At 67.0% G+C, this 12,956-nt stretch carries 6 protein-coding genes; 4 read left to right on the forward strand and 2 right to left on the reverse strand.

The window, feature by feature from the left end; all coding sequences use genetic code 11:
- Positions 1 to 49: 49 nt before the first annotated feature.
- From malA to P1K32_RS17265, 4 genes are all read left to right on the forward strand, one after another.
- Positions 50 to 2,053 (forward strand): alpha-amylase MalA, encoded by a 2,004-nt coding sequence (gene malA / locus P1K32_RS17250; protein ID WP_276252256.1) that lies wholly within the window; start codon positions 50 to 52, stop codon positions 2,051 to 2,053.
- A gap of 124 nt (positions 2,054 to 2,177) precedes the next feature.
- A complete protein-coding gene (locus P1K32_RS17255) occupies positions 2,178 to 6,713 on the forward strand; it encodes a DUF7997 domain-containing protein (RefSeq protein ID WP_276252257.1) in 4,536 nt (1,511 codons plus the stop codon).
- A 412-nt stretch (positions 6,714 to 7,125) separates the two neighbouring features.
- Positions 7,126 to 8,130: a hypothetical protein gene (locus P1K32_RS17260; protein WP_276252258.1), complete on the forward strand. Its 1,005-nt coding sequence runs from the start codon at positions 7,126 to 7,128 to the stop codon at positions 8,128 to 8,130.
- A gap of 4 nt (positions 8,131 to 8,134) precedes the next feature.
- The gene (locus tag P1K32_RS17265; RefSeq protein ID WP_276252259.1) at positions 8,135 to 10,306 is read left to right on the forward strand and encodes a hypothetical protein; all 2,172 of its coding nucleotides are present in this window, start codon (positions 8,135 to 8,137) and stop codon (positions 10,304 to 10,306) included.
- Between the two features lie 50 nt (positions 10,307 to 10,356).
- On the opposite strand, the gene P1K32_RS17270 is transcribed toward P1K32_RS17265, so the two are convergent.
- Both P1K32_RS17270 and malQ read right to left on the reverse strand, forming a co-directional pair.
- Positions 10,357 to 11,184, reverse strand: coding sequence for a formyltransferase family protein (locus tag P1K32_RS17270; protein WP_276252260.1), 828 nt, complete (start codon positions 11,182 to 11,184; stop codon positions 10,357 to 10,359).
- A 201-nt stretch (positions 11,185 to 11,385) separates the two neighbouring features.
- Positions 11,386 to 12,876: a 4-alpha-glucanotransferase gene (malQ, locus tag P1K32_RS17275; RefSeq protein ID WP_276252261.1), complete on the reverse strand. Its 1,491-nt coding sequence runs from the start codon at positions 12,874 to 12,876 to the stop codon at positions 11,386 to 11,388.
- Positions 12,877 to 12,956 lie beyond the last annotated feature (80 nt).

Raw genomic sequence — 12,956 nt, forward strand, 5'->3', positions numbered from 1 at the left:
GAGTGGTCACCGCAAGGCCCAAGACACTCCTAATCGCAGAGATACATATATGCATCACCCTGGACCGCCACGGTTCGTGGCCGCCGGTGACGAGATAGAGCTCGCACCGCGTGACCCCGACCCGTCGGCGACCTACAGGTGGCAGCTCGTACAGACTCCCGAGGACTCCGACGCGGCCGTCGGCGACGAGCCGGTCGAGCAGCTGGTCCCGGACGTGCCGGGCACCTACGTCGCGGAGCTCACCGCGCCCGACGACACCCATCGCCTGACCGTGCGGGCATTTCCCAGCGCGCTCTCCCCGGCCGGCGTTCCGGGAGCGTCCGGCTCCGGGTTCTCCGGTCGCCGGAGCGGCCAGGTCAGCGGCGGTGTCTCCGGCGGCGTCAGCGGCGGCCGGAGCGGGTCGGGCAGCTACGGGGAACTCGCCACGCGCGAGAAAGGCGAGGGCGGGCGCCCACGCCTGACCCTGACGCCGGTCGTCGAGGGCGACGACGCCGTCGTCAAGGCCGACCCCCAGCCACACCCGAACGCGACGGAGACGGCCGACGACCTTGAGGTGGAGTTCCTGCTCGACGACCGCGACGACGTCGACCCGAGCGCCGTCACCGTCGACGACCGGGAGCTGCGTGTCCCGCTTTCGGCCGTCGGCGACCGACTGCGCGTGCACGCGGTCGCCATCGGCGAGGACGGGTACAGCGTCGCAGACGCCGCGGAGTTCGAACGGGACGAGGAGGAGCTCGCGACCGACGGCGGCACCGCCGTCCAGACGGGCCAGACAGTCACCACGAACCAGCCGTACCACCCGCCAAAATGGGCCGAGGAGTCGGTCATCTACGAGATATACATTCGCACCTTCGGCGGCGAGGAGGGCGAGGCGTTCGACGCCATCGTCGACCGACTCGACTACATCGAGTCGCTGGGCGTCGATACCATCTGGCTCACGCCGGTGCTCCAGAACGACCACGCGCCCCACGGCTACAACATCGTCGACTTCCTCTCCATCGCGGACGACCTCGGGACCCGGGCGGACTACGAGCGCTTCATCGACGCGGCCCACGACCGCGGCATCAAGGTGCTGTTCGACCTGGTTGCCAACCACTCGGCCCGCACGCACCCGCACTTCCAGGCCGCGGTCAACGACAAGTCGAGCGAGTACCGGGACTGGTACGAGTGGCGCGGCGACACCGAGCCGGAGACGTACTTCGAGTGGGAGCACATCGCGAACTTCAACTTCTCGCACCTGCCGGTGCGCCGGCACCTGCTCGACGCCGTCGAGAAGTGGCAGCCACTGGTCGACGGGTTCCGCTGTGACATGGCGTGGGCGGTCCCGAACAACTTCTGGCGGGAGGTCCACGACTACTGCAACGACGTCGACGACGACTTCCTCCTGCTGGACGAGACCATCCCGTACATCGCGGACTTCCAGGCCGGCCTGTTCGATATGCACTTCGACTCGACGCTGTATTTCTCGTTGCGCCAGGTCGGCGGCGGCGAGGACGCCGAACTCGTCCTCGACGCCATCGACGAGCGCACAGAGGCCGGGTTCCCCGACCACGCCTCCTTCATGGTGTACGCCGAGAACCACGACGAGACCCGCTACATCGTCGATTACGGCAAGGAGGCCGCCGAGGCCGCCGCGGCCGCGACCTTCACTCTGCCCGGCGCACCGATGGTGTACGCGGGCCAGGAGTTCGGCCAGCGCGGCAAACGCGACGACCTCGCGTGGGACCACGCCGACGACGAGATGCGCGAGTTCTTCAGTTCGCTCGCCGACGTGCGCAAGCACACCCCGGCGCTGTCGGCCGACGGGGAGCTCCACCGCGTCGACTACGCGGTCGAGGAGGGCTGGGACGACCGCGTGGTCGCCTACGCCCGTGCGACCGAGGAGGCGGCCGTCGTCGTCGTGCTGAACTTCGGCGAGGAGCCCGCGACGGTGACGGTCCCGGAGGAGGCGGCCGACCACGATATCGTCGCCGACGAGGACGTCGGTGCCGATGGGTCGGCCGTCACGGTCGACAGTGCGGTCGTGCTACCGGCAGACAGCCTCGTCCAGTGACCGAACCGCGACGAAAGTAGCCGACGGGGACGAGACGTTCGGGGTCGTTCCCACGCCAGCCGACCGGCCTGCAACATTGTACGAAATCGTAGGGATTTATTGAGAGCGTTGTCTTGTGGTAGCTATGCGACTTACGACAGCGCTCAACGAGTACAAAAAAGCTCGTGGTGAGCGCTTCCCCGAGGAGAGCAAGACGGTCGGCGGCTCGTTCTCGGGGCATGGGGACCGCCTGGTTCATATCGGGGAGCACGGTTCGTTGCGGGACTACTCCGATTCGCTATCCGGACTGTATGGTATCGACCGCTCCCAGCTGGGTATCCAGATCGGGGACGAGACACGCTGGTTCAGCGACCTGGACACTATCAGACAACACTACTACCGGGACACACGCCTGGTGGAGACCGAGTACGACGCCGGCAGTTTCACCGTCCACCAGTACGACCTGACACTCGGACGCGCCCACGCGACACACGTGGAGGTGCGCGGGACCGTCCCGCAGGGCGCGAAACTCGTCGCCTTCGTCACGATGGCCCCGGAGGGCAAAGACACCGGCGTCGGCGCCCTCATCCACGAGGACAGCGGCCCCGATAACTCGCGTGTGCTCGAGGTCTACCACCGCCAGGAGCACGACTACATCACCGCCTCGACGGGACTGGACGAGGTCCACGGGCAGCGGCCCGAGCGGCTCGGCGAGATACTCGACGACGAGCCCATCTACTTCCCGCGTCGACGGGGGACCGAACGGCGCGACCAGACCCGCCTGACCGGTGACTTCGTCGTGACGGCGCCACTGGAGGCGGTCGGACGCTCCAACAGCACGACGCTCATCACACAGCTTTCGGACCACTCGGAGGTCGACCGCCAGCAGGCGATGGCCGACGTGAGCATCTGTGCCGAGTCACACTCGACGGCGTCGGACCTGCGGGAGTCGGCTCGTGAGCGGACGCGCATCGAGGTGCCAGACTCGCTGCCCCGCGCTGACAGCCTCCGGACGGACCTCCGCGTGATGGACCTGCTGTCCTCGCCGTCGGGCGGGCACATCGCCGCCCCCGAGTTCGACCCGTTCTACGAGAACTCCGGCGGGTACGGGTTCGTCTGGTTCCGCGACGACGCCTCGGTCTCGCGACACCTGCTAGAGGCCAGCGACCGGCTCGACATCGAGACCGACGACCTGCTCGAAGAGAGCGCACAGTTCCTCTGTGACCGCCAGCTCGCCGACGGTACCTGGCCCCACCGCGTGTGGGCCACCGACGGCTCGCTCGCCCCGGGCTGGGCGAACGCGAACGTCGAGCACAACGACGAGTCGCCCGAGTATCAGGGCGACCAGACCGCGACGGTGACGGCGTTCCTCGCGAACCTGCTTCGCGCCCGGCACGGTCGGCTGAGCGACTCGCTGACCGTCCAGATTCGGGACACCATCGTCGAAGCGGTCGACGCGCTCACCCGCGACGTGGCCGACAACGGGCTGCCCTCCGAGTGTCAGAACGTCTGGGAGGACTCCGTCGGGCAGTTCGCCCACACGGCGGCGGCCTACATCGAGGCCTTCGCGGCGGTCGCGCGGGCGCCCATGACCAACCAGATAAAAGAGCGCAGCCTCCACGGTGCCGACCGCGTCATGGACGGGCTGGAGGAGCTCTGGGACGAGGAGATGGGCGTGTACGTGATGCGCCTGACCGACGGCGAGGTGGACCACCGAATCGACGCCGCGGCGCTGAAGCTCACGGACGCCTTCCGCGCGTACGACGCCGTCGACGACGTCGAGCTGACCGACGAGCAGGTCGAGCGGCTGGCCGACCACGTCAGCACGACGCTCGACACGCTGTTCCGGAACCCCCCACACAGTCAGGTCGCGGGGCTCATCCGCTACGAGGGCGACCGCTGGCGGATGCAAGAGCAAGACGGCGAGAAGATATGGTCGGTGACGACCGGTATCGGGGCGGTCTCGGCCGCCCAGGTCGGCGTCATGCTGAACGAGCGCGGCGAGAACGGCGACGCCTACCTCAACCGTAGCAGCGACCTCTACGAGCTCATCGCCGACGACGGCCCGATGGCGACCGACGCGGGCTATCTGGCCGAGCAGGCCTTCGACTCGGGGGAACTCGACAGCGCGACGCCGCTTGGCTGGTCGCATGCCATCCGGCTCCACGCGACCGCCCTGCTCGATGACCTGAACGCGCTGCCGACCACCTCCTCGACGACCGAGGCGCCCGACGAGATGCCGACCTGGACGACGGGCGAGAAGTTCGGCGTCGGCACCGTCGCCGACCACGCCGAGACCGACCCCTCGCGGGTCTGGTTTACCCTCACCGAGGGCGCCCTGACAGAGGCGCGGTTCCCACAGGTCGACCTCCTGAACCTGCGGACGCTTGATTTCATCATCCGGTGTAACGACGAGTCCGACTACGCGGTCCGGACCCACAAGGAGGACCGGCGCAACACCGACACCATCGAGCGCCGCGTCGTACCCGCCGAGGACGACGCCTTGCTGTTCCGTCACATCTTCACGGAGACGGGGGACGGCCAGGGCCACGCCTGGGAGCTGACCGTAGACTACGCGACGGACCCCGAACACGACGCCATCCTCGCGAACGTCGAGTTCAGCGCCGAGGACGACCACAGCTACGACGTCTTCTCGGCCGCGAACATCTCGCTGACGAGCACGAACAGCGTCGACCGCGGGCTCCGGTACGGGGAGGAAGGGAAGTTCCACCTCGTCGCCCGCAACCCGGAGGCCTACACGGCCGAGACCCACAACGAGTTGCTGGTCGACCAGAACGGCGACGCCCTCTCGGTCGCGATGGCGATGGCCGCCGAGGGCCGGTTCGACTGGGCGACGGTCGGAGCGGCCGGCAGCGAACGGCTCGACGGCCTCTACACCGAGGGCGAACTCCCCGAGCCCACCGAGTCCGTCGACGGGGAGAACATCGTTCTCATCGGGCGGCTTGGCACCGGCGAAACAGCCGAGGAGACAGTCGCGCTCGGGTTCGCCCGGCGGGCCGACACCGCGGCCGCGCTCGGTGAGGCCGACGGGGCACTCGACCGCGGCTTCGAGACGGTCAGAGAGGCCTACGCGGAGAGCTGGGGGGAATACCTCGCGGACAAGGAGCTGCCCGACTCGGTCGAGGGGCACCCGAACCTGGCCAACCAGTACCGCACCGCCATCATGACCCTGATGGCGGTCGAGGACAAGACCTACCACGGCGCCTCCATCGCCTCGCCCTCGGTTCCGTGGGGCGAAGCGGTGTACGCCGGCGAGCCGAAGAACTACGGCTACAACTTCGTCTGGTCGCGGGACCTCTATCAGGTCTTTACCGCCTTCGACACCGTCGGGGCGCTGGACATCGCGGCCCAGCAGCTGGAGTACATCTACGAGTACCAGCAGGACGAGGCCGGCTTCATCCCGCAGAACACCTACGTGAACGGGACCACCCGCTGGGGCGGCGAGCAGATGGACAACATCTCGTTCCCGCAAGTGATGGCCTACCACCTCGCGGAGGCCGGCATCACCTTCGACGATGTGAGTTATAGCTACGAGAACCTCCGACGGTCGGCCGACTACGTCGCCCGCAACGGGCCACAGACGGCCCAGGAGCGCTGGGAGGAGGAGGCCGGCTTCTCGCCGTCCTCTATCGCCGCCGAGATATCCGGGCTGGCCTGTGCGGCCAAGCTCGCGCTGGAGGAGGGCAACGAAGCAGACGCCCTTGTGTGGCTCTCGCTGGCCGACCACTGGGCGAACAACGTCGAGGACTGGACGGCCACGGAGACGGGGACCGAGCAGCACCAGAACACGCCGTACTACACCCGCATCACGCGGGACGGCAACCCCGAGGCCGGCCACCTGCGGACGCTCGCCAACAACGGGCCGACTCTGGACGAGCGCAACATCATCGACCACGGCTTCCTCGACCTCGTTCGACTCGGCATCAAGCCGGCGGACGACGAGGTGATGCAAAACAGCGTCGTCGAGGTCGACGACACCATCCGCGTCGACGTCGAGGACGCGCCGGGCTTCTACCGCTACAACGGCGACGGCTACGGGGAGCGGGGCCGCGAGGACCCCGGCGCGCCGTGGTCCGTCGAGCACAAGGGGAAAGGTCGACTGTGGCCCCTCCTGACCGGTGAACGCGGCGAGTACGAGCTGCGCCTGGACGAGCCCACGCTCGAGCCGAAGGTCGCGCTGCGGGCGATGGAACACTTTGCCAACTCCGGGCGGATGCTGCCCGAGCAGGTGTGGGACCGCGAACACGAGACCGACTACAACTGGGAGTTCGGCCAGGGGACCGGCGGCGCGACGCCGTTGGCCTGGGCGATGGCCCAGTACATCCGACTGGCCCACAGCGTCAGCGCGGGCACGCCCGTGGAGACGCCCGAATTCGTCCACGAGCGCTACCGCGAACAGGCACTCAACGAACCCGACCGCAGTCCCGCTCTGCGCGTCGACACGCAGTTCCGCGGCAACGAAATTGTCGTCTCCGGCGAGACGACCGGGGTGAAGGTCGTCATCAAGACGCCCGTCGAGAGCGTCATCGTCGACGTCGAGGACGGCGACTTCGAGGAAGCGCTCGACGTCGAACCCGGAGAGAACCAGATTATCGTCGCCGCCGCCGACAAGGCCGATCTGGAATCTGCCGGCACGACCGTCTGGCGGATGAGCCTCTAGACCGGCGACACCAACATCGGGGTTTTTTCCACTGTCGGTGCAAGGGGAGCGACGGCACTTGGCTGGGCGACGGTATCGTGGTTGGAGGTGACGGACGAAGTACCGTGGCCCGTCCGACGGAGACCCGAGGCAGCACGTGACCGATGGAGGTGGCTGCCGGTCCGCGCCCCGGCGACGGCAGACCCTATAACCCAGTGATATGTTCTCGCTTCCGGTAGTAAGGCGTTCCTACAGCCCGATATTGACCTATTGTTCGGACGTGTTACGTATATATCACTTGTCGAAAACCGAAACAACCGGTACGTAACTGCCGAGTCATCTCGGGGTGCTGGGAAGGGAACGGGGTAAACCCGCATCCGCCCAGGTGTATATGGTCAGAAATGCTATTTGTGTAGCTTCATCCTACCGAGATATGGCACGAGATGATACCGGTGGCGACGCGGGTAACGAACACCATACCAGTCGGCGGGCGGTCCTGCGGGCGGCAGGTGCTGCGACGCTGGCGCTCGGCGCGAGCGGCGTGGCGTCGGCCCAAACGGACACTGAGACGGTCGTGGACCTCGGTAACGAGGGATTAACCGACGGCGACTCCATCGACTCGTATCTGGAGACGCACCTCGCCGACGGCGTCGAGGTCCAGATTCCGGCGGGGACCTACACCTACACCGGCGCCGGACTGGGTGGGGAGTACGCGAACGCCGCACTCGTGGGCTCGACCGACGGCGTCGAGTTCCAGCGCCCCGAAGACCCGGAGACGACGGTCACTCCGTCCATCACCGCTACCGGTGGCACCGTTCGAATCGAGAACATCACCGTCACGGGCGAAACCGGGCAGGCCCAGTCGCGCTGGGAAGTGGGCGCCGCCGCCGACGCGAGCGTCCACCTGCTGAACGTGAACTTCCCCGACGGCTCCATCGAGTCCTCTGAGTCGATGGGTGTGTACGCCCAGGAGAGCCACGCGGGGCTGTTGTGGGTCAAGAGCTGTCACTTCGCCTCCTTCGCGAACGTGGCGCTGCACGCCTCGGCCCCTGCCGGGTCGGGCGACGGCCGCATCGTCGTCGAGGACTGCAGCTTCGTCAACACCGGCACGGCCGCCGTCAGGGTCGGGCCGGACAACACCACGGTGCGGGGCTCGTACTTCGAGGCGACCGCGGCCGCGCCGGCCGGCACCGACGGGACCAGCCAGCACGGCGTCCAGGTCCCGGTCTCCGGCGGGAACCTCACTGTGACGGACTGTGACTTCAACTGGGCCGGCCCCGGGACGAGTGTCGTCGACTTCGCCGGCGGCGGCGAAGGCGGGTCCGGGACCCTCTCGGACCTGCGCGTGGGCTACGGCGACCAGGAGACCCTCTTTACCACGGGCTGGGAGATCGAATCGGGCTGGACAGGCGATACAATCAACGTGAGCGAGGCCTAACACAATGGCATCTATTCCATCTGACCGACCGGGCAACGAGCTAGTCGAGCTAGACGTAAGCAGCGGCGACGACCTCCCGAGCGCCATCCAGAGCGCGCTCGGTGACGGCGTTCAGGTGTACATCCCGCCGGGAGAGTACACCGGGAACCACTCCGACCTGGACTTTCAGGCCGACGATGCGACCATCTACGGTGACCCGGAGGGGGTGTCCATCGAGTGCAACCACGACTCCAACGCGCGGATGGACACGAGCGGTACCCTCCGTATCGAGAACATCGATATTCTGGGCAAGAAACCCGAAGAGCAGGTCAAGATAGACGTCGACCTCAGCGGCGGCCGCCTGGAGTGGGTGAACTTCAACTTCCCCGACGGGACGGCGAACCCTACCGACAGCTACGTCGCACGCTGTGACAGCGGGACTGGCGAGCAACTGGTCCAGAACTGCTACTTCGGTCCACACGGGAACTCCGCGTTCTACTACTCAGAGCGCAACACTGAGGAGATGCCAGTTACCTTCCGCGGCTGTGCGTTCCACAACTGCGCCGGCCCCATCCGGGCCGGCGGCGTCACAGTGGAGGACTGTATCTACCTCGCCGACGGCACCGTCCCAAACTTCAAGGAGGAGGGCAGCAGCTCCGAGGACCGCGGCACCCCGCGGATGTTCAAGTTCGAGGGCGGCGGCGAGACGGTCATCGAGAACTGCGACGCACTCGTCACCGAGGACGCGGGGCCGGCCGACGGCCCGTGTGTCGACTGGGGCGGCGCCGCGACCGACTCGAACACTATCGAGGTGTCCAATTCCCGCTTCGGGAACTTCGCCGGCCGTGAGGCGTTCGACACGGCGAGTGCGCCCGGCGGCGTCGCCGGCGACTCCTCGCTGTCGAACGTCAGCGTCGTCAGCGACCAGCTGTTCTCGGGCGACGAGATACCCGGCGACGTCACGGACGGCGACGAACCCCGCACCGACATCGAATCCCGACGCTGGAACCCGCTCGAAGGCTCCAGTGGCGGCTCCGACGACGGGGGCGAGACGTTCGGGCTACCCAGTTCCTTCGACGTCGTGACCGGCGAGGACGCCACCGCGCCGGCGACGGAGTACGAGGTCTGGACGCCCGTCGAGAACCCCGAACCGCCCGAACCTGTCACCGACGGCGGTGACACGGGAAACGAAAGCGGGGGCCAGAGTGAGCTAGTCATTCGCGCGAGCCCCGACAACCCCGATACGAACTGCGACGTCTCGGTGACTGCGGACGGCCCCATCGAGTTCGACGACGAGGCCGAACCCGGCACGGACACCATCGTCGAGAACGACGACGGTAGTTATACAGCGACCAGCGTCGAGATGAACCCCGACGCACTGGACTCCTATCTGGTGGCCGGCACGGTCACTGGGGTCTCCATCACCGATGGCTACGAGGCGACGCTGACCCTCGACGGTGAGGAACTCGACCTCGCCCAGTTCGGTGTCGACGACGAGGGCGAACCGCGTGAGCTGGTCCTGGAAGCCAGCTCCGACAACCCGGACACGAACTGCGACGTGACGGTGACCGCCGACGGGCCCATCGAGTTCGGCGAGGAGGCCGAACCCGGCACGGACACCATCGTCGAGAACGACGACGGTAGTTATACAGCGACCAGCGTCGAGATGAACCCCGGTGCGCTTGACTCCTACCAGGTCACGGGCACCATCACCGAGTTCGTCGTCACCGACGGCTACGAGGTCTCGGTGACCCTCGACGGGGAGGCGGTCTCCATCGCCGAGCTCGTCGGCGACGGCGAGGACACCTCGACCGGCGGGGATGAAAACGACGACAATAGCGACGGAAGCGGCGGCAATGGCGGCGGAAACAATGGCAACGGTGGCGGAAACGGCGGCAGTGACGGCTCCAGTGGTAAGTCGGACGACGCCTCGCCCAAGGTGCTCGTCATCGACAGCAGCGCGACGCCGGACGAGCCCATCGAGTACGAGTTCACCGTCACCGGCGAGCTGTCCCGGGACGCGGACCGCTCGACGGCGGCCAACGAGGCACTGACGGAGGGGCTGACGGCCGACAGCATCGACGGCGGCCGAGCCGTCGGCGCCGTCGGAGACGGTCGTGACGCGTTCCGCTTTACCGGGGACGTCCAGTCGCTGTCCCTGAGCGGTGTCGGTATCGTCGAAGTGCAAGACGAGTAAGTCGCTTCGAACGGCAGTCCGACCAGCGGACCAACTGGGCACCCGCGGCCTCAGACAGCTCCGATCAGCTGTCGGACGCGGTTGCGGTTATTTTTGAGGAGGTAGGCCATTACCGCACCACCCCGTGGGAGGGTCTGTAGCTTCCCCGTCTCCGTCGGCGGCGTCGGCGTGAAGGCCGGGTCGGCGAGACGCTCGACGCTCTCGGTCAGCAGTCCTCTGGCGACGTCGACACACCGCTTGCGGATACACTGGTAAGTGTCGGTATCGTCGATATCGACGTGTTCCAGCACGACGATACGCCCACCGTCGAGCGTCTCCGAGAGCCGCTGGACCGTCACGCCGATGCGGTCCTCGTCGGCCAGGAACTCCCAGAAACCACCGGGTCGTCCGCGGTACCGACGGATATCTCCGAAGTGGTAACTCAACACGCCGTGGGTCGGTGCCTCGAGCACCTCGCCTTTGAGGATACCGAATCCGAATCGGACCGCCAGGTCCGCCTCGTCGGCGATTCGCTCGACCGTCTCTGCCGGGAGCTCGTTGCCGAGTCCGTCGGCCGGCACCGGCCGGCAGTGTATCCACTCAGCGCTCGCAACACCGGCAATCGTCGTGATAGGGACCTGTCGCTTGTACGCCGGGTCAGGCGTCACCGTGCGAGCGACCCCGACCAGCGACCAGAGAGGGTATTCGCTGAACCGGTTCCTGGCGTCCCGGACGTAATCGGCGAGCCCGTCGCGGCGGGAGACGCTGTCGCGCAGGACGACCGTCGTTATCTCGGCGTCCGTCTCGGAGACCATCCGCTGGAGCGCGTCGCGCTGCCACCGCGGCAGTGTGGGACTGTTCACCAGCAGTGTCGTCGAAAGCAGCGTCTCCGCCGTCATCCGACCCCGAACCTCGTCTCGATTCGCGCCTGTGGCGCTCGGACGCTCGTGGAGTCCCGTTCGCGTGACCGGCCTGGCATCGTCTGTACGTGGCCGGGCAGTCAAGCAAAGTAACAATCCAGTTAGCGCCCTGACCGCGAGGTATGTTGCGATTACAGGGCTTCCGGCCGAAGCCGCGACGCCGCCCTCACCCCGGCGGACTTACCGAATCGTCCGGTCGGTGACCAACATCAGTTCCGTGGCGATGTCGGAGTCGAATCCCGCCGAGGTCACGCGCCACCGCCAGTTCCCGGTGGCCGTGCCCGGGGTGTTGAAGCGGGCGTCGCTGTCGAGGCCGAGCAGGTCCTGCATCGTCGTCATCGCGATGACGGCGTTGGAGTTCCACACCGCCTCTATCATGTCCCACTCGATACCCTCGCCGTCGGTCCCGAGGTTGTGCTTGAGACAGTCACGCTGGCGGTCGCCGAGTTCGCGCCAGTAGCCGACGAGCGTGTCGGTGTCGTGGGTGCTCGTGTAGCCGACCGACTGCTCAGGGTAGTTCATCGGCTGGTACATGTGGCCCTGCTCACACCAGTCGGCGTACTGCGGGACGCGCATCCCCGGGAAGTCGTAGTGGTCCCGCAGCGAGGCGATGCGCTCGTCGAGGAACCCGAGGTCCTCGACGAGGAAGGGGAGCTCGCCGAGATGGTCCCGCATCCGGTCGAAAAAGTCCCGACCGGGACCCTCGCGCCACTGTCCAGCCGCTGGGCTGTCGGCCTCTGCGGGGATGGCCCAGAACTCGTCGAACCCCTTGAAGTGGTCGATGCGAGCGATATCGACCTGGTCGAACAGGCGGTCGAAGCGCTGGCGCCACCACGCGAAGTCGTTCTCGCGGCAGGTGTCCCAGTCGTAGACGGGGTTCCCCCAGCGCTGACCGTCGTCGCCGGGGTTGGGCGGGACGCCGGCCACCTCCGTGGGCTGGTTGTGCTCGTCCAGCCGGAAGACCTCCGGCGCTGACCAGACGTCGGCCGAGTCGAGCGCGACGTAGATGGGGAGGTCGCCGACCAACTTGACGCCCTGCTCGGCCGCGTAGTCGGCCATCGCCTGCCACTGGTCGTCGAACACCCACTGGACGAACTTGTGGTACCGTATCTCCTCGGCAAGCTGGTCCCGACGCTCGGCGAGCGCATCGGGGTCCCGGGTGACTAACGGAGCTGGCCACTCGGTCCAGAGCTGTCCGTCGAACTCAGCTTTCAGCGAGATGAACAGCGCGTAGTCGTCCAGCCACTGGGATTCGGCCTCGCAGAACGCTTCGAAGGCCTCCAGGTCGTCACCGTTCGGGTCACGCTGGAACGACTCAAACGCCGACTGGAGCTTCGACTGTTTGAACTCGGTGACCTCGTCGTACCGAACCTCGTGGGGCGAGGCGGCCTCGGGCGGGTACAGCTCGCCCTCGTCGAGGTAGCCCCGCTCGGCGAGGTCCCCGAGGTCGACCAGTATCGGGTTCCCGGCGAAGGCCGAGTACGCCTGGTAGGGAGAGTTGCCATGCGCGCCCGATGTCGGCCCGAGCGGGCAGAACTGCCACAGCGACTGGTCTGCCTCTGCGAGGAAGTCGATGAACTCCCGGGCCCCGTCGCCGAGGTCGCCGACGCCGTGCGGGCCGGGGAGCGATGTGAGATGGAGAAATACGCCACTTTGTCGTTCGAAACGCATACACTCGGCTTCCAAGCACAGCTATTTCAAGCTTTGTCCGGGATGAGTGAGGCGAGGCCGGCAACGCGGCCAGCAGTCGC

It is taken from the genome of Haloarcula rara (assembly GCF_029338235.1).
GTDB classification, from domain to species: Archaea; Halobacteriota; Halobacteria; order Halobacteriales; family Haloarculaceae; genus Haloarcula; species Haloarcula rara.

Bases quoted from the DNA above. Each gene is read 5' to 3' on its own strand.
- malA (WP_276252256.1), top strand. From the start codon at position 50: ATGCATCACCCTGGACCGCCACGGTTCGTGGCCGCCGGTGACGAGATA.
- P1K32_RS17255 (WP_276252257.1), top strand. From the start codon at position 2,178: ATGCGACTTACGACAGCGCTCAACGAGTACAAAAAAGCTCGTGGTGAG.
- P1K32_RS17260 (WP_276252258.1), top strand. From the start codon at position 7,126: ATGGCACGAGATGATACCGGTGGCGACGCGGGTAACGAACACCATACC.
- P1K32_RS17265 (WP_276252259.1), top strand. From the start codon at position 8,135: ATGGCATCTATTCCATCTGACCGACCGGGCAACGAGCTAGTCGAGCTA.
- P1K32_RS17270 (WP_276252260.1), bottom strand. From the start codon at position 11,184: ATGACGGCGGAGACGCTGCTTTCGACGACACTGCTGGTGAACAGTCCC.
- malQ (WP_276252261.1), bottom strand. From the start codon at position 12,876: ATGCGTTTCGAACGACAAAGTGGCGTATTTCTCCATCTCACATCGCTC.